Below are 17,812 nucleotides of genomic sequence, written 5' to 3' on the forward strand. Positions count from 1 at the left end.
TGTTGAGCTCCGCTCAACTAGTATGCTAAGATAATGGACACCTATTTCTACAAAATCCTATAACAAATCAACCGCACAGAAAGGACACTATGAATCCTTCATCACTGTCTTCCAAATTAGAACATATCATTCCACCGCTGGATCTGCGAAGCTGCCTCGTTAGCGTACGCGGTGAGATCCTGTATGAACACTACCGCAACCAAGAGGCTGCGACTGATATTGCAAAAATCAATTCATGTACCAAGAGTATGCTATCCACCCTCATCTGTATAGCGATGGATAAAGGTTTGTTGCCAGAGGCATCGGCCCCAATCTCTACTTTTTTCCCACAGTTGACATCCGATCCTGACCCACGCAAACCAGCGATCACGCTGGAACAACTGCTTACCATGACAGCCGGATTCAACTGGGATGAGTTCGGCGGGCAGAATTCATTCCCTCGCATGACCCGCACCGATCATTGGGTGGATTTTGCGTTGGAACAACGCCTAAGCCATGTACCCGGTACATATATGGAGTACAACTCAGGAGTATCACAGATCCTATCCTCCATCCTGATGCAAAATGCAGGTATGAACGTAGCCGAGTTCGCGGAACGTTATCTTTTTGGCCCGCTGGGAATTAAGGATTATGAATGGGAAAGCGACCCTCAAGGTGTACATACTGGCGGATTCGGTCTTAAGCTGTTACCCGTAGATCTGCTAAAATTCGGTCAGCTGTTTCTACAGCAAGGTATGTGGGAGGGTAAGTCTCTCATTTCAAGTGATCTCGTTTCCCGTTCGACACAGCCTTTCATTACAGTCACTCCACCGAATCGCGGCAGTTATGCTTGGCATTGGTGGGTGGATGTCTATCCGAACGAAAGGTCTGACTCCGAAAATATTGCTGCTGAAGACGACAAACCCAATCTCCATTATTATTACGCGCGAGGATTTGGTGGTCAGTATGTATATATTGTCCCAGAGCTCGAACTTGTTACGGTGTTAACCAATGACAAACGAAAGAAAGAGAAACCTCCGTTGGATGTTTTCCCTCGACTAATTGCCCCTGAGCTATGGAAAATGTTATAAACGCAGGCAGTCCTTCTATCCTGTTTGACCAATGAACCCCCAACCTTATGTAGGCATAACTAGCCCATAGGCTGAGGGTTTATTTGTCATGCCAAAGCTTCTTCTACGGCAATTGTTATTGGATACGGACCAGACTCTTGATTAGAGAGCACAACCAGTTGTAGGTCATAGTCCGGATACACGGAAGACATGAACGACACCCCTGGATCAAACCCCATGACATGAAATTTGAAAATCGCTTCTCCCTTACGGTCAATCCAGATACCCTGCCCATAATACTCTGCATTCTCTTGATGAGCATGTGGAGTTAATAACTGCTGTGTCGCCTCTTCATTCAACAATTGGTGACCCAGCAAAGCATCCCAAAGTCGAATCATATCCGGTGCTGTAACATAGGCTCCACCATCTGATCCACCTTTGACAGGAATGGAGAACATATTGGTATTCCAAGAACCATCTTCATGATCGATATACCCTAAAGCTGTGTTACGCGGGAGCTGATCTGTTAAGAAATAACCGGAGTCCTTCATGCCACACCTTTTGAAAATGTGCTCTTCCACATAATCTGTAAACGACAGTCCTGAATGTTGTTCCACGATAAGCCCCAGCACAATAAAACCCGCATTATTATAATGAAAACGTTCACCCGGAGCAGACTTCATTGGCAGATGCTGAAACATGGGCAGAAAGTCACTTAATCGCCGCATCGCGTAGACGGGTCTGTCTTTCCACAATTCTGAAAAGTCATCCATCACTTCTTCATCGAAATAATCCGGAATGCCTGACGTGTGTGTTAACAATTGCTGGATGGTGATTTCTTCGTCCCACAGTGGAAACTCCACATCCAACACATCCGTAAGCTTGGAGTCCGCAGACAACTTGCCTGCTTCAATTAGTTGGCATACACTCACTGCCGTGAAGATCTTACATCCTGATGCAATTCCGAAGCGTGTGTCCACCTGATTAGCAAGTTCCTCGCTACGATTGGCATAACCACGTTTCATATTCAATAGGGGTTTCCCGGCTTGCTGGAGTAATACAACACCCGAAAAATTCACGCGTTCCATGACTTCTTCTACTTTTGTTGTCAGCTCTACTGCATTCAACATTTTGTTGTTCACCTACTTATCTATGTATTCATTAGATTCTCATTCTTAATTCTTCGTCATATCCTGCATACCTGCCATATTTTCATAAAAAGAAGGATTACTCCTTATAAAAGGAAATAACCCTTCTTCAGACAACGTAAGATTAAGTTTGACATAGCATGCTCAAATGTTGATCAATCACTTGTTCCACTCGTTTTACCGTAAGTCTATCTGGCTGCATTAGGATGTGAATGGCGAGCCCATCCACAAGAGCATATAACTTCTCTATCTCCATCTCGGCATCCAGTTCAGGATGTGTCATCCCCTGCTTCTGCAACTCATGTATCACCCATTGAACCGATCGATACATCCCCTGATGCATCTGATCACTTAACTTTTTTAATTCGGGGTACACCAATAATTTGGCTGTAAACGAAAACCAGACCTCCATTTCCATCATTCTATCATCGTCCAACGGGAGAAATTGCAAGAGCAAATTCTTCATATCCTGCAGTACAGATCCACTCATCTGTAACGCCTCCACCCTTTTCTGTACACGTTCTGCAAAAAGATTCATGCAAAAGGTGAACAATTCGGCCTGTGTGGCAAAATAATGACGCATGGAACCTACAGATAGTCCCGCTTCCTTTGCTATATTCCGAACGGTAGCATGCTCAAGTCCATGCTCTTGAATGACCCGGATTGCTGCATCAGCAACGATTTTCCTTTGAGCTTCATGATCTACGATTTTTGGCATGACAACATTATACAACAAACTTCTCTTTTTGTAATACACTGTGCTATAATCTTTTTAATACATTGTACTAAAATATAAAAACAGCTGTAGGAGAGGAATTCATAAGATCATGCATACAACTACCCCAGCCTCAACACGCAAGAATTTCAGAGTTTTCACCTTCATAGTAAGGTTATTCTGCACAATGCTACTACTGATCGGTGCCGCATTCCTCTATGAGTGGTTTGCTTCGTCGCAGGCCAAAAAGGACTTTCCACCTCCAGGTACACTCGTTCAAGTCGGCGGTTACCAGCTACACATTCATAAACAAGGCAACGGTTCGCCGACCATACTTATGGAGGCTGGAAGTGGTGAGACCAGTTTGTCGTGGAGAGACATTCCTGCGGAACTGGCCGAACATGCAACGGTGGTCACGTATGATCGCGCAGGATATGCCTGGAGTGAATCTGCACCTACAGAACGTACAGGTGCAAATATCGTCAAAGATTTACATGCTGCTCTGGAGAAGGAGAACATACGCGGCCCTTACGTTATGGTAGGTCATTCTCTTGGGGGTATGTATGCTAGACTCTTTGCACAGACCTATTCAAATGAGGTTCAGAGCCTTGTCCTCATTGATGCGCGACCTGAGGATGATGAACGGAACACAAAGGCTTTGTTGGAACAGGCTCAGTTTCAGGGAAACCCGCCTGCCTCCTTGTTATCTTTACTGAAGGTATCTGGAGCTTTCAGATTATTTCCAGACTTTATGCTTGATGGTCTGGTTGCCAAGCAAGATCGGGATACTTTTGTTAATGTGATTGCTACCCCTTCCTATTTTCACGCCAAAGAAGAAGAAGCCCTCCACGCCCATTCAACAGAAGATGCCATTCGTGGCCAACGTCTTGGATCAATCCCTGTACGTATCATTGCACGCGGACGTCCTCAAGACTATGCTAGTGCAGGGATTCCGGTTGAAATTGGGCAGAAGCTCGAATCCATATGGCAATCGGGACAACGTAACATGTTGAATATATCGAAGGATAGTCAGCTCATTGTGGCCACCCGCAGTGGGCATATGATTATTCACGATGAACCTGAACTGGTTGTGAAAACAATCCTTGAACTAATCTCTGATAAGTAGAGATATTTTTTCAGAACATTCTGCGCTCGATCCAATGTTAAAAGGCTGTTCCTATAGCCAGTGTATGACTTGGAACAGCCCTTCAAGCAATGTACATTAAGATTAGATCTAATAAGTTCGGCTTTTTTAAAAAAATATGTTAGCGTAACGCTTGCAGGTCCGACTCGGGACTTCCTGCACTCTTCTTCATTTCACGGGGAGACCTCGTATTGATCAGATAATACAATGTGGCATAGATTGTAGTGATAAAGGTGCCAAAAAACAGGCAAAACGCCAGAGACGGGCGGCTTACACTCTCGTGCATCAGTTCAATCAGCGTCTCGCGATTCGTCAGTGCATCCCAGCTATTCAGTCGATATACACGTCCAAGCAATACCCCGTAACTTCCCAAAGCACAGCCTGCCAGTACAAAGATCCAGGATGCCCAGCGCCCAATTCGGTGATAGATCACTTCCTGAAGCTGATACATCGACAGGAATCCAAGCAGGAGTCCAGTCCAGACAAACATTAATAAAACACTCAAGTCGTACCAATACGTGTAGTTCACTCCGTTCCCACCATAATACCGGGAACTTCTCGCTGTCAGATGAACCAGATCCGTAACAATATAAGAAGAGTTCGGGAAAAACAACAACCACAGCAGACCACTTGCGACTGCAAGCCATGCGGCACCTTTCCATTTCACAGCACTTAGAAGATAGGCTGCATAAGAGAACACAAAAGGAATCCAGCCCAAGAACAGATTCCAGATCAGGAAGCGGAAATAACGCTGATCCAGCCAATCTGCGGCTACATAGTACAACCCAAGCGTTACTATTGTGACCACACTAAGGAAAATAAACATGCGAATCTAATTCAGTTTTCTCAATGATTCTGACCTCACTTGGTAAAATTCAATTAGTTTCGAAAATAGCGGATGATTTCTTCCTTATTCTTTTCAACACGCAAATTCAATCCACGTTTATCCTTTAATCCATACTGCTGTAATTCATGGCCTGGATCAATCACCAACGGTTTAGTTGCCACATCGACCAGCAAGTCCATCGTCAATTGATAGGTCTCGCGTAACTTGTCCATCGACAGAGAAGATTCATACCGTTTAATCAGCTCAATCAGACGTTCAGCATACACGAGACGAACCATACTGTCCGCACTCTTCAATTGTCTTGAAGCAAATGCAGTAATTGCCGTAACAATTGTCGGTTCTGTCCGATGTTTGGAAATAAAAGCAAGTTCATCCACCGCATCCCAATTCATGATAGACAGCTCGGAACTTAATTGTTGAATTCGCTCCCCTATCCATTGTTCCTCTAACTCTTGGGGTACGTCCCATCGCTTATAGTCTGCATACACGCCTTCTCGATGCATCTGTATAGCGCTCCCGTAATGTTTGACGAACAAATCCTTTGCAACACTCCAATTGGTCTCTTCCATCTTTCTTTAACCACCACCATACCTATTCCTATTTGTGCTTACGCTTTTATCCATTCACAATACATAAATTTACTACTCGCCAAGCATACTAGAATCATACCATTTACCAAAGGAGAATCAAATTTACAATGAATCCAAATTCCATGAACCCTCAGAATTTAGTTCAACCCACATTAAATGCTAATCCAAATGTCACCCTTAACATGAATCATGGCGGCCATGAGATGTTCGATGTGCATGAGATTCTGTCCTCCACCATTAACGTCCTGGATCAATACATGATCTTTCGTACATTTGTGCAGAGCCAGGAACTGATTGGCATTCTCGACCGGCAGTACAATTTCATATTATCCCAGTACAATCTGACAGCAGAGTGTTTTGCATCCGGACAGAAGCCTCATCAAGAGACAGCTACCTATATGATCCCCAACATGGTACCACCGGTATATGGCCTTAAGCCATCAGCACCGAAAAAGCCAAATCAGAGCTTGGCTGATGTAAAGGATGCCGGAATTAGCGGTCATATGCTGGGACTGATCAAATCACATGCCAGTCTGCTCGGCATGACCTGCAACGAGATCACAAATGGAACGGTTCGCCGAGTCGTCGCTTCGCAGATCCAGCATTTTATCGAGATGGCCTATGAAATTTTCATGTTCCAGAATAAAAACGCCTATTACCAAGTACCTCAACTCACTCAAAGTGATACACAACAGATGCTTCAGGCATATATTCCAGCAACCGGAGCACCTCAGATGCCTAATAGTAGTAATAAACCACTTCATTAATTAGAAGATAATGTTCGAATACCTAGAACAGTCTCTTGAACCCTTTTGGGTTTTAGGGGCTGTTCTTTCATTATTTGTAATCATTTTCCTACTGAAGATACTTGATTCGCTTACCAGAAACTGGTTTAATCAAAGACAGAACTTACATATTCAACATACGGATCATACATATAAAATAGGGTGAAATGCCGTTATACGAGAATTCAAATGGCTTTTTCTTCATAATGGGGAGGTATACAAATGAGATGGAAGCACCCTGCTAAACTTGGTTTACTGGCTATGGCTCTAGGCTGTACTGCCATTGGCGCAATAATCACACCTTCAACAACACTGGCTGCACCTGTTCCTGCTTCCAAAGCGGTGTATCATCAATTCCAAACCTATCGAACAGAAGCAGTAAAGTCCACAGAAAGTCTGGTTAAAGCGCGTAAATACTTGATGAATCATATCGATAAAGTCGACCCTTGGCAGGCCACACTAATGACGCTGCAACTGGAGAACATGCAGAACGTGAAATTGGCTGATATGGATTACCAAATGTATACGGAACAATTTCAACAGGCCATATCTCAAGCCCATGAACAACTTGGTTACGAACAGAAGCTTACATATCGTCGTCTGCTCAAAGAAATTAAAGATCCGACCGTGAAGAAACTTCTGCAGGAAGCTTCAGATCTCGGGTTCAAACTGGAAACCAGTGAAGGCTTGTATTACCCCATCATCAATTATGAGATATATCAAAAGTTCAAACCTTTTGTTAAGGCTGATATTGCTGCATACATTGATATTATGGCTACCGAGTCCAACCAAATGACAACTTCAGATGGGGGCATTATCATCTCTTGGAACGAATTAATCCAGCGTACATTGGAGAAAGAAGCCTTTTTGAACAACTATCCGAATTCCAATCGTACATCAGCAGTGAAGCAAGGGTTATTTGTGGATTATCTCTTTTACGGAAGTGACAACACGCCTGCTTATGATTGGTACACGGACGAAGAAATCCGCACCATGGACCCTGAGGTGAAACAGGCTTACGAGAAAGCTTTAGCTAAGCGAGAACCCAACACGAAGAGTGTTCTTCTGGATACCATGGAAAAGATTTTGCTGGTTCTCAATCAGAACAATGATGAGCTTACACCTGAGATTAGAGCAATCATTGAACCTGTTCAACAACAATTTGCTAGTGAATAATCGAATGGTGAACAGCTAAATGTGAATGCAAAAAAGCGGCAATCCTCGTGACAGAGGTTGCCGCTTTTAAGGTTAAATATCCAATCCGTACGATTTAATCAAAAAGTTGACGTGTCAATCGATGTAAGTTTGTTCGGATTTACGACGAGATATACTCCCTCAATCCGCTCACGGGAAGGGTCCAACTCCAAACAGAATACCTCGGACAACTGCCCTTCTTTCATCAACGCGAGTTGAAGCTCGCCATTGATCCACATCGGTACCCATTCTCTTTCACGCAATCGAGTAAGGACTCGCCGTGAGGTCAGGAGTGCAAGCACGCCTTTGTGAACGTTCATCGTTCTCATAACCGTATGCACAACGCCACCGCCATCTGCTGTAAATACAGGCTGATCCGCCAGTAACTCCAGCATGGCAGAGACATCATAACGAAGGAACGCCGTTGTAAAACGGCTCAGTAATTCGCCTTTGGCTATCATATCCGCATCACTCTGCTCGATCGGCGGTAGTCTTTCAGGCAGATTTCGTCTGGCACGGCTAAAGATTTGACGGCAGTTACTCTCCGTTTTGCCCAACCAATCCGCTATTTCGGAATAGTCATACCGGAACGCTTCACGAAGTACAAACACTGCCCGTTCCATGGGCGAAAGACGCTCCAACATGACCAAGTAGGCGTACGATATCATCTCTTTCTTCTGCATCGTTTCCTCTGGCATGTTATCCACTTCACGATCACCCATCGGCTCTGGCAGCCACTCACCAACATAACTTTCCCGCTGGTTGCGGGCGGAATTTAGCAGATTCAAGCTTCGGTTCACAACCAGTCTGGCGATGTAGGACTTGGGATTTCGAATATCCTGAGCAGACTTGCTCTGAATCCCCGCAAAGCAATCCTGCACAATATCTTCAGCTTCTACCACACTGCCCAGCATACGGTATGCTATCGAAAATGCATAATTTTTATAACGAATATACAGCTCACCAACATCCAGAGAAGACACTTCTGGCTCATTGGCGTGGAAATTAGAATTCATAAGAAGCCTCCTCTGGCATGGTGCATGTATTTTTAGTTAAAGCAACCCGGATACATCCCAGTTGTGATCGCAATCCGGTTCCAGTTATTAATTGTATTAATGGCCAGGATCAGATCCACCAGCTCGGATTCACTGAAATGTTCACGAACCTTATCGTACAACGCAAGGGGTACGCCCTGTTCCGAGATTAGAGTCACAGCTTCAGCCAGCTCCAGCATAACACGTTCTTTATCTGTGAAGAAAGGCACTTCACGCCACACACTCAGCAAAAGAATATGATCCGCATAATCTCCCAGTTTCATCAGATCTTTGGCATGCATATCGAGACAAAAGGCGCAGCCATTAATCTGGGACACTCGGATTTTTAACAACTCGTATAACACTTTATCTTCAAATTGCCCAGAAATATATTGCTCCATTGCCATCATCGCTTTAAATGCGCCTGGATTCGCTACTCTGTAATTCGTTCTTAAATTCATTTTTCATTCGCCTCCGTCATTTGGTTTACATACTGTAGACAAATGACCGCCGGGATCTGTGACATTCTTTGCGAAAATTTCTTTATGCCCACAAGAATGGTTGCTCCACCAACGAATATTCACACTGAGATTCTGATGGCAGGACAACCTCCATGGAGTCAATAATCAGTAATGGAAAAACATACTGAAAGGTTGTTCTCTTTTTTACAATTAACATCTGACGTAATGTAAATCCGAAATTTTCCGTATTCATGTACGGTTTTTGCTGTACCGTTTGTGATTTCAACCAAAAGTAGGTTGGATATATTGATACTTTGACGAAAAGAGTAGTAACATACGGCTAATCAAGTTAACTTTTCTGACATAAAAAGAGAATCATTTATTCATATCGGCAAGGAGTGTTTTAATATGATAACTTCCAATGAAAACCGTACCGTGACATCTGAATTGCCTAGGGGTTGCACGTTCACCGCTGAAGACTGGCATGTATTATCCCAATATTGGTACCCGGTAGCACAGGTAACCGAAGTAACCGACAAGCCCCTGGCTGCTCAATTACTCGATGTGAAGCTGGTTCTCTATCGCAGTAATGATCAGGTTGTGGTAGCCAAAGATCTTTGTTTTCACCGCGGGGCTCCACTTAGCAAAGGCTGGGTAGAAAATGGTGAGATTGTCTGCCCTTATCACGGTTTCCGTTATAATTGTGAAGGAAAATGTACTGCAGTACCTGCACACCCAAGCTCCAAGATCTCGCCCAAGCTCAAACTCATTGTGTACCCGGCAGTCGAACGTTATGGCTTAATATGGACCACACTGGCCGGAACAGAAGAACAGATCCCCTCCTTCCCTGGATGGGATGATCCGGATTATATCAATATTTTGCCACCCAACTTTGACATTGCTGGTTCCTCTGGACGTCAAATGGAGGGTTTCCTGGATGTATCCCATTTTGCCTATGTGCATACCGAAACATTTGGTGACCGAAACAACACAGAAGTCCCCCAATATAAAGTGAAACGCGAAGGTAATGAGTTATTGGTCGAGTATTGGAGTACGGTAAGTAACTATGGCAAAGGGCAAGATCTTGTTGCACCTGAAGGTTTCCAATGGCTGCGCGAGTTTAGAGTGTTCCCACCTTTTGCGGCTTCTCTTACGGTACATTTCCCAGGAGACGACAAGCTGAATATTCTGAATTGTGCTTCGCCGATCTCTGCTCGTTATACACGTTTATTCTGTCCAATCACACGCAACTTTGACAAAGACGCTCCAATTGAAGACACAATCAAGTTCAACTTACAGGTATTTGAAGAAGACCGCGAGATGGTCGAGTCACAGAAACCGGAGGATCTGCCCCTTGATCTGCATGCCGAAGCCCATATTCCCGCAGACCGTACTTCGATTGCTTATCGTCAATTATTAACGGAGCTTGGCTTGGGACGAAATTACACATCATAAATTATATAGGTGTTCTTCTTTAACCTCAGGCAAGTTATCGATGATGCATGTCAGCGCCTAAAAGTCTTGAAGTACCATCCTGCGGACTCTGGGGGAATGTGTTGAAAATTTTCTTAGGAACTCAGGACATCTAATTTGGCCTCTAGGTTCTCTTTTTAAATTGTAAGGAATCTCAGACTCGTTATTTCCCAAAATTCCCCGATAAAACACTTCATACGGCTGTTTATTCTGATATAACGTGTCTCAGATTCTTTAGATTTCTGGGCACGCTTCAAATCAATAATTAAGACGCCTACGATTCGTTAGCACTCCATGCTCCCGGACACGTTCAGGTATGCATCTGCTTTCAGCAGATTTGAAGACACCTTTAATCAAAAAAAGAAGCGTTCCTTCGCGGACGCTTCTTTTGCTATACCTAATTTAATTGAAGTACCTATGTGTATTAGATAAACCTTGCCTCATTAACGTCATCTTTCCTCTTGATTATTCGTATTCACAGGAAGCTCTCTATAGTACGGACAGCCCGGCTCATGAATAATACGTGGATCAACCCAAGTGCCCCAGTACGGAAGACGGTTCACGTAAGGTTGCATGTTTGGCTGTGTGTTGGGTTGCATGTTGGGTTGTACATTCGGCATTACGTAAGGCTGATGATTCACATTTGGAGCACTGTTAGAGACAGGGGCAGTTGAAGCCTGGCAATCTGCCGGTGGGCCAATAATCACTGTTTTTTGGATGGGGGCGAGCGCTTCTTGAACTTTTGTCTCGTCCAGACAGTACGTATGAGCCAGAACATTCGCAGGGGTAAGACGCAAGATGTCTGAGCCAAATATCGCTTCAGGCACAGGTGCATCGAAGATCGCCAGTAAGTGCGTATGATCTACAGTAGCCATTTCATAGTGCCACCAACCTTGTGGTACATTAGCCACCTGCCCTGGAGTAATCGGGAAATGAAGCAATTCATTGGTGAACGGATTAATGAGGGACACGACGGCCGAACCGCTGATACAGTATACCAGTTCAGTTGCATTCTGATGAATGTGTGGTTCAACCACATTGCCAGTGCTGAGGAAAATATCCAGTAAAGAAGCATTGCCCAATGTGTTTAACTGTGTGATGGAAAGTGCGTTAATATAGTTGTTCTCGTCCTTCTTGAATAACGGATTTTTGCTCAAATCGTAAGTAAATTCGATGGTTGGTAAAGTAAAATCCATGTATGAGGTTGCCAAAATAAAACGCCTGCCCTTCGCTCTCGGTTTAGGTCATAACCTATATGCCAGCTTATGCCCAGCGCCCAGATTCGTGAGCCCATTTCCGCCAAGTTATCGTCGCATAACAAATATCCCTGACTCGGACATCCCGAGCAGGGCTCTATTTGTTACATGTTCTTTTTCATTTCCCAGACTTCTTCCCAATGGGTTCCAAATGGAATATTCATTAAGTCTACATACTCCAGCCAGTGCATTCTTGTGACAACATCCGGAGTTCCCTCAATTAGTGCATTCGTCACCAGTAAAGCACGCAAATTCTTCATTCTTTCCAACTCGGGAGGAAGTTCACGTATCCCGGAATATACGATCTCCAGATACTTCAGCTCACTTAATTCACCAATCTCAGGCGGGATACAATTTAATCCCAACTCAGTTTGTGGCTTGGGCCTCCAACCAGGTGCAGATTCAAAAGGACTGCCACAATAAATTCTTAACTCTTGAAGTTGCTTCAGTTTCCCGATCTCTGCCGGAATACGTTCCAGATCCAGCGTTGTAATGACCAATCTTTCCAATGAAGTAAGTTCAAACAGACCTGTAGGGAGGGAGTACAGATTCTGCTCAAAAATCGTCAACTCCTTCAAGTGCTTCAACTCCCGAATTCGTTCGGGAAGCTCACTTAAACCATGTAAGCTGATATCCAGCTTATCGGTCTGATGCCTGATCGCATCGTCCAGAAGATGATCAATTTCCTTATGACGATCCAAATCAAAGAACACCCCCGGAATCCGCTCCATAAGTTCACTCGCTTCTTTGTATGTAATCCTCATGCCGTACATATGCTCATGGGCAACAGAGAAAAAATAATCATTTCCGTCTTCTGTCATAAAGCAAAGATCGTCCGGCAATGACGGGTAACACCAATCATGAAAACGGTTGGCTTCTTCTTTGAGCACTTGACCCGATTCCGGAGTACAGCGATATGTATAATAGATGCCTTCGGAATAATAGGCTCCGCTTTTCAGCATCATCTCTTCCATCGTAGCACGTTCCACAAGATAGGGCTTCAATCTCTCTAACACACGAACTACTTCCGGTATCTCGTTCTCTTCGTACCTTTTTCTGTCTACCAGCATAAAACGATCTGTCTTCTCGATCAATTCGTCAATCAACAGTTCATAGGCAGTTCCTCTAGGATCGGTGTGAAAAGCTACGGCCACCTTATATTTCCCCCTTCATATTTATATTCATAATTTCAATCTGCTGTATCATCTGAAACCACTGTGGCATAGGCTAATATCATCAATGCAGTTATTGGAGGCTTGTTACATGGCATACGGCCCTGGTTCAGTGTCATCCCCGCAACCTGCGGGTTATCCTTATCCTTATTATCCGCCACCCTCACCGTATCCTTACCCTTATCCTTACCCACCCATCGTTCCTGTTCCACTACCATATCCGATCGGTGGTCCTTGGTGGCATGGTGGCTATCCAGGCGGCGGTTATCCGGGCGGTGGCTATCCCGGTGGACACCCTGGTCATTTCCAAGGAAGTGGTTATCCAGGCGGACCTCACGGCGGTGGACCTGGCGGCCCGGGTGGTCTTGGTGGACACGGAGGACCTCCGGGCGGAGGATTTCACGGACATCGTTTCTTTCAGTGGTAATCATTAGACTTATTCAAAGTACTGGTTCAGATAAAGGAGCTGCTTCGGCAGCTTCTTTATTATTGAAGGAATTGTCTAATCATGCAGGATTTTAATAGGTGATCTCATCCATCATCTTTAGATTACGGTTCGACATGCTGAGGAGATCCGTGAAGGTAGGTGTAAGATAATAGACAAAGTCCGGATCGTGCACGTACATAATAATCTGCCCATACGTGCCTTCCGCCGTTGGATCAAAATCGAGCATCAGATACAGTGAGCCTCCGGCGATCGTTGCAAAAGGTATCCATGTTTTATGGAACAAATATGGTTTGATCTCCGGGTCCAGCTGGCTGATCTCTTCGGCAGAATAATACTCTTCAAGCTTCTCATCCACTTCACAGAAGTATTGTTTGGTCTCTCGAATCTCTTCCAATGACATCAGATAAAAGGGTGTACATCTGCCCGTCTCGGCATCACCCGAGTACAGCACATGCAACCCGTAGCCACTGCCGTCTTTCCTTTGGTAAAAGGCACGAAAATCGCCAGGCAGCCGGACGCCATACTCCTTTTCGAATAGATCCAGACTTTCCTCGGATGCACCTTCCCGCTGTTGATATTCTTCAAACAATTGTCGAATCTCTTGATCCTGTATTTTCTCAGCTAACAAGTGATTCAGCTCATCCATTAGCACGTTTAAGGATACATTCGGCTCCAATCTCACCACACCTCCCCTATCTCAGTTCTTCTCTTCTTGTAGATACTGATGATATTCCCAAAACGCTTCTTCCTCTCCGCCGCCTTCAATCAGAATCATGACTGCGTAAGATAACAAATTAAGCCATTGTTCCATCAACGCCACCTGTTCCTCAGAAATAAGATTATTTCTGCGAAGCATGCCTTCGGGTTCAACGGCCCAAGCACGGGCCATGTGAGTAATCCCCCATAGACATGCCATGACTTCCCGATCCAGTGAAGGCCGTGCAAGTTCTGGTGCCAGAACACGCAGTATCTCCATCAACTCATGAAAATTCTCCTTAATCAAATGTCCACGGAAAGGCCGCAGACTGCCAATAAAACCGTTCTCCATCTTGGGATGACTCAGATCATCATAAGAAAAGGAGTGACATTTTAATAACGTTACAGCCTCTTCACGTTCCATCCCTTCACCCCTAACTAGGTCAAAATGCTGCCTCACCAGCGCAGAGGTTCTTCTCCACGCCACAACACATACCGCTCCAACTCACGAAGAGTGCCTGTACCGATCCCGTACTCGTCCATTTCTTTGGAACAAAGATCAAGCAGATGCAGCATGCCACCATATGTGCCAACTGCAAGTTTGGCTCGCTCTGGTGATACGGCGAGAGAATAGATCGTACTACCCACAAAATGGCGCCATACTTCCTTACCCTCGCCATTCACACAATACAGATAACCATATGCATCTCCAAGTACCATGCCTGCCTCTATTTCCACTGCTGCATACACACGTGCATTCTCATCCATCACTGGCCAATCTTCCTTTGTTTCGTTGCCTGCAATTGATTCCAGCGGGACTTGTATCGTGACCCCGTTATAGAAATGACATGCGTTTAACCAGACGGTCTGGTTATCACTGGTGAATGCCGCATAATGAGGGTAGCTCGATTCTGGATAGAGAGAGTATGTCTTGTTCAGCTGGCGGTCCATCACTATATGATTGCTTCCTTGGCTACCATATGCAATCCATCGACCATCCCGAGATACCGCTGCATGCCCCATGTCTATCTGTGTATCCTCTAGCTCATACTCTTCGATCTCTGCCAGATCGGGATGAAGCAAGGTCACCTGGGCTTGTGTGACAAGATATATCCCGTATCTTGAATGTATGAGTAGTGCTCTGCCTTCATCCATAGGTATAAGTCCTTCAAGTGTCCGTTCGGGATGCTCACAGTCTGCAAGTGATTCAATCCGAGGTAATGACGACTGTATCCGGGCTTGAATATCTTCCCATCGATATGTCGCTATCTCCTGTCCTTCCAACCTGCGATCTGGCTGACGAATGATACGAATCCCATCCGGTCCTGCAAGCGCATAGTCCAATCCGTCTGATGAGCAACCTGCAAAAGTATATGGAGAGCTCAACTGCCATCCGTACTGATCCATCGTATATATGTGACCATTCTCCGTGAGTATCCCCGTATTACATACAACCGTTTCCTCGTTCAGGTAACCTACAACTTTGACCGCTTGCATGGAAGCCTGAAACGCCTCGTTCAATGGCCACGTCGCTGCGGGTAGCTCATGTCGAAGCACCTCCACATCACCGTGGAGATTGGCCTTTCTCACCATCTGGAATACTTCAGTACTCATTCCGCTTCTGGAGTCTCCCTCCAGCTCGGATTCATCCGGTTGCTCTCCCTGCATACTTTTCTGGACAAATGCATTGACATCCCTTGCATAACGCTTGCCTTCATTACGCCATTGTTCTGCAATGTCTTCCTTTAACCAACTCATCTATTCCCCTCCACTCTGCCCCTATTCATATGCCTTACAATGATGTGCCTGCAAGAACATACTGATCTCGTTATCCATCGCCTCCTCCGCACCATTCTTTTCTTCATAGAACAGGGCAACCTCTCTCCCCGTTGCATAGTTAAATCGTAAATATCCTCCCATCGACACCATAAACATCTTACACATGTACTCATTCTCCAACACAGCGTCCCACTTAAATTCTGTTTTGCATGTATCGGCGAGTTCCTTCATGGAGCTTCCCTGTTCCGTCCCTGAAAAATGGTAAAACGTATGTTTCCGCAGCTCATTCCACGGTTCAAAGTATAGTGGCGTTATTGGTTTATCCTGATGGTAATACCCACAATAGATCCGGTCCAGCGTTTCGCCAAATTCAGTTTCCGTGCATGTCCATAAGGTGATATTCTCATCATGACGCGGTAGCCACAACAGCCCCTCAACTTCCGGATGAACAGCAAGGAAATCTCCATCTACAGAACTGCCGATGGAGATGCACTGCTCAAGTTGCTGCTGACTTATAGGCGAATCATCCGTATGTATCCAAAAATCATAATCAACAAAAGGCTTCAACACTTCCGGGTCCGGTCTCTGCACATTCATCCATCCCGTGTATGTACCTTCCCCATATTGTTCAATCCAGGTGCGGTATGATAAAGGTAGCGAGATGCCGTGCTGTTGTTCAAAGTGATCCAGTTCCTCTGTTGGAACCGGCTTAAGTACACGGGATACAATATACATTTTTCGACATCTCCCATCTCAGTTTGGTTCATTCGTTTTCAGAATCTAAGCCAGTTCTTCCTGTACAATTTCAGTCCATACCCCTTTACGATTCAGAATGCGAATTGCAAAAGCATCATATGCATCACGCTTGACCTGATCAAAATGCATGCGCTCTCCCGTAATCAGTTCATATGCACCATTTTCATCTACATCTTCGCCAAACTCTTCATCCCAAGGCACATTGTAATAAGCCGTCAACTCTACTTCAAATATGTCCTCTCCTTCAACATCCAGGTAAGGACGAAGGGGTCTGTCATGTAGTGCGTCTTCCGAATAGGTCTCACATAACATGGCATCATATCCGTGCTTGGCGGTATCAATAAGCAGATAGCGCTCACCCGTGACCGTATGCTCCGCATATACAAGAAGCGGTGTCGAATCATGCCAGGTAATCAGATCATCTTCGGTTAAGTCACCATAATAAAAAATATGGAATTTATCATGACCATCACTCGTTTGAAGTTTGCCTTTCCACTCCACTTCATCGGACTTTATATCCTCTTCCTTCCTAATTAATCCTTCCAGATAAACAGGTCCGTGTTGTACACCATACTCATTCATCATCTCGCCTCCGATTTGTTCATTCGAATAGTAACTACTTTGTGTTCCTCATCCACCGTCAGTTTCACATCGATGTTCAGCTTGTCACGGAATAACGCCGTAATATTGATATAAGGATCGCGAGCAGCTTCGCTACTACCGCCACTATTACGGCTCATTCCCTGATGAATGATGGATTCTACCAGCTGTTTATCTCCCTTGCCGGTGTTATTGTAGGTGTAGATCACCTGCCCATCCTGATCATAAAGATTCAAAACCGTTGTGAAATCATTGGCGTTCTCATACTGTCTCTCGGTCTGTACATAGTTGTGATCTGTACGTTGATAGTTTACAGTACCAGCCAGATACGGATTGTCCCCGCCGGGCTTCACATCATACTCCTTATAAGCCAGATTAAACAGGTATTGGATATGATTCATATCAATCCGGTAATAAAACTGACGGTTATCTTCCTCTTTGTCCATCGCTGCAAAACTGTTAATCAGCGGCCAAGCCCCATAGGACTTCCCATGAACATCAACGGCCAGAGCATAGTCAGATAATACTGTCTCTTTTTGAAATACACCAAATGTCTGTAAAATAAAATAAGCCGGAATCATCAACAAACCCAGAATGACTGCAAAAATAGTAAGTTTAACTCGTAGTTTCATTTCTTCTCTCCTTGCGGCTTTAACTCTTCAATT

The 17,812-nt window shown here is 44.8% G+C and carries 20 protein-coding genes; 6 read left to right on the plus strand and 14 right to left on the minus strand.

Going from position 1 to position 17,812, the window contains the following annotated elements; all coding sequences use genetic code 11:
- Positions 1 to 89 precede the first annotated feature (89 nt).
- Entirely contained in the window at positions 90 to 1,070 is a 981-nt protein-coding gene (locus tag MHB43_RS19485; protein WP_405117764.1) for a serine hydrolase domain-containing protein, read from the plus strand.
- Positions 1,071 to 1,156: 86 nt separating this feature from the next.
- On the opposite strand, the gene MHB43_RS19490 is transcribed toward MHB43_RS19485, so the two are convergent.
- Both MHB43_RS19490 and MHB43_RS19495 read right to left on the minus strand, forming a co-directional pair.
- Positions 1,157 to 2,179 carry a serine hydrolase domain-containing protein gene (locus tag MHB43_RS19490; protein ID WP_405117765.1) on the minus strand — a complete coding sequence of 341 codons (1,023 nt, stop codon included), beginning with the start codon at positions 2,177 to 2,179 and terminating at the stop codon, positions 1,157 to 1,159.
- A gap of 142 nt (positions 2,180 to 2,321) precedes the next feature.
- Positions 2,322 to 2,930: a TetR/AcrR family transcriptional regulator gene (locus MHB43_RS19495; RefSeq protein WP_405117766.1), complete on the minus strand. Its 609-nt coding sequence runs from the start codon at positions 2,928 to 2,930 to the stop codon at positions 2,322 to 2,324.
- A 169-nt stretch (positions 2,931 to 3,099) separates the two neighbouring features.
- Here MHB43_RS19495 and MHB43_RS19500 point away from each other — a divergent pair, with 169 nt between their 5' ends.
- A complete protein-coding gene (locus MHB43_RS19500) occupies positions 3,100 to 4,038 on the plus strand; it encodes an alpha/beta fold hydrolase (RefSeq protein ID WP_405117767.1) in 939 nt (312 codons plus the stop codon).
- A gap of 139 nt (positions 4,039 to 4,177) precedes the next feature.
- Here MHB43_RS19500 and MHB43_RS19505 read toward each other — a convergent pair whose 3' ends face one another.
- A complete protein-coding gene (locus MHB43_RS19505; protein ID WP_405117768.1) occupies positions 4,178 to 4,882 on the minus strand; it encodes a DUF1361 domain-containing protein in 705 nt (234 codons plus the stop codon).
- Positions 4,883 to 4,935: 53 nt separating this feature from the next.
- The gene (locus tag MHB43_RS19510; protein WP_405117769.1) at positions 4,936 to 5,472 is read right to left on the minus strand and encodes a hypothetical protein; all 537 of its coding nucleotides are present in this window, start codon (positions 5,470 to 5,472) and stop codon (positions 4,936 to 4,938) included.
- Positions 5,473 to 5,615: 143 nt separating this feature from the next.
- Here MHB43_RS19510 and MHB43_RS19515 point away from each other — a divergent pair, with 143 nt between their 5' ends.
- Complete coding sequence (locus MHB43_RS19515) at positions 5,616 to 6,260, plus strand: spore coat protein (protein WP_405132450.1); 645 nt, start codon at positions 5,616 to 5,618, stop codon at positions 6,258 to 6,260.
- Positions 6,261 to 6,500: 240 nt separating this feature from the next.
- Positions 6,501 to 7,454, plus strand: a complete 954-nt coding sequence (locus MHB43_RS19520; protein ID WP_405117770.1) for a hypothetical protein — start codon at positions 6,501 to 6,503, stop codon at positions 7,452 to 7,454.
- A gap of 98 nt (positions 7,455 to 7,552) precedes the next feature.
- On the opposite strand, the gene MHB43_RS19525 is transcribed toward MHB43_RS19520, so the two are convergent.
- Together MHB43_RS19525 and MHB43_RS19530 are read right to left on the minus strand one after the other, a co-directional pair.
- Complete coding sequence (locus tag MHB43_RS19525) at positions 7,553 to 8,488, minus strand: sigma-70 family RNA polymerase sigma factor (protein ID WP_405117771.1); 936 nt, start codon at positions 8,486 to 8,488, stop codon at positions 7,553 to 7,555.
- Positions 8,489 to 8,520: 32 nt separating this feature from the next.
- Positions 8,521 to 8,967: a carboxymuconolactone decarboxylase family protein gene (locus MHB43_RS19530; protein ID WP_339177304.1), complete on the minus strand. Its 447-nt coding sequence runs from the start codon at positions 8,965 to 8,967 to the stop codon at positions 8,521 to 8,523.
- A gap of 408 nt (positions 8,968 to 9,375) precedes the next feature.
- Between MHB43_RS19530 and MHB43_RS19535 the strand changes: the two genes are divergently transcribed.
- Complete coding sequence (locus MHB43_RS19535) at positions 9,376 to 10,422, plus strand: Rieske 2Fe-2S domain-containing protein (protein WP_405117772.1); 1,047 nt, start codon at positions 9,376 to 9,378, stop codon at positions 10,420 to 10,422.
- A gap of 467 nt (positions 10,423 to 10,889) precedes the next feature.
- Here MHB43_RS19535 and MHB43_RS19540 read toward each other — a convergent pair whose 3' ends face one another.
- A complete protein-coding gene (locus MHB43_RS19540; RefSeq protein WP_405117773.1) occupies positions 10,890 to 11,651 on the minus strand; it encodes a cupin domain-containing protein in 762 nt (253 codons plus the stop codon).
- Between the two features lie 149 nt (positions 11,652 to 11,800).
- Positions 11,801 to 12,850 carry a leucine-rich repeat domain-containing protein gene (locus MHB43_RS19545; RefSeq protein WP_405117774.1) on the minus strand — a complete coding sequence of 350 codons (1,050 nt, stop codon included), beginning with the start codon at positions 12,848 to 12,850 and terminating at the stop codon, positions 11,801 to 11,803.
- A 109-nt stretch (positions 12,851 to 12,959) separates the two neighbouring features.
- Between MHB43_RS19545 and MHB43_RS19550 the strand changes: the two genes are divergently transcribed.
- The gene (locus MHB43_RS19550; RefSeq protein WP_405117775.1) at positions 12,960 to 13,295 is read left to right on the plus strand and encodes a hypothetical protein; all 336 of its coding nucleotides are present in this window, start codon (positions 12,960 to 12,962) and stop codon (positions 13,293 to 13,295) included.
- A 91-nt stretch (positions 13,296 to 13,386) separates the two neighbouring features.
- Here the strand turns inward: MHB43_RS19550 and MHB43_RS19555 are convergent, their stop codons facing one another.
- From MHB43_RS19555 to MHB43_RS19580, 6 genes are read right to left on the minus strand one after another with little or no spacing between them, the layout of a single operon-like run.
- The gene (locus tag MHB43_RS19555) at positions 13,387 to 13,992 is read right to left on the minus strand and encodes an SMI1/KNR4 family protein (protein ID WP_405117776.1); all 606 of its coding nucleotides are present in this window, start codon (positions 13,990 to 13,992) and stop codon (positions 13,387 to 13,389) included.
- A 21-nt stretch (positions 13,993 to 14,013) separates the two neighbouring features.
- On the minus strand, positions 14,014 to 14,436 hold the full coding sequence (locus MHB43_RS19560) for a hypothetical protein (protein ID WP_405117777.1): 423 nt from the start codon (positions 14,434 to 14,436) through the stop codon (positions 14,014 to 14,016).
- 32 nt (positions 14,437 to 14,468) lie between these two features.
- Positions 14,469 to 15,770, minus strand: coding sequence for a hypothetical protein (locus tag MHB43_RS19565; RefSeq protein WP_405117778.1), 1,302 nt, complete (start codon positions 15,768 to 15,770; stop codon positions 14,469 to 14,471).
- Positions 15,771 to 15,791: 21 nt separating this feature from the next.
- Complete coding sequence (locus MHB43_RS19570; protein WP_405117779.1) at positions 15,792 to 16,526, minus strand: SMI1/KNR4 family protein; 735 nt, start codon at positions 16,524 to 16,526, stop codon at positions 15,792 to 15,794.
- Between the two features lie 45 nt (positions 16,527 to 16,571).
- Positions 16,572 to 17,132, minus strand: coding sequence for a hypothetical protein (locus MHB43_RS19575; protein ID WP_405117780.1), 561 nt, complete (start codon positions 17,130 to 17,132; stop codon positions 16,572 to 16,574).
- Positions 17,129 to 17,779 (minus strand): hypothetical protein, encoded by a 651-nt coding sequence (locus MHB43_RS19580; protein ID WP_405117781.1) that lies wholly within the window; start codon positions 17,777 to 17,779, stop codon positions 17,129 to 17,131. Before MHB43_RS19580 ends, MHB43_RS19575 begins: the two co-directional genes overlap by 4 nt.
- Positions 17,780 to 17,812 lie beyond the last annotated feature (33 nt).

Source organism: Paenibacillus sp. FSL H8-0317, assembly GCF_045040685.1.
GTDB lineage: Bacteria > Bacillota > Bacilli > Paenibacillales > Paenibacillaceae > Paenibacillus.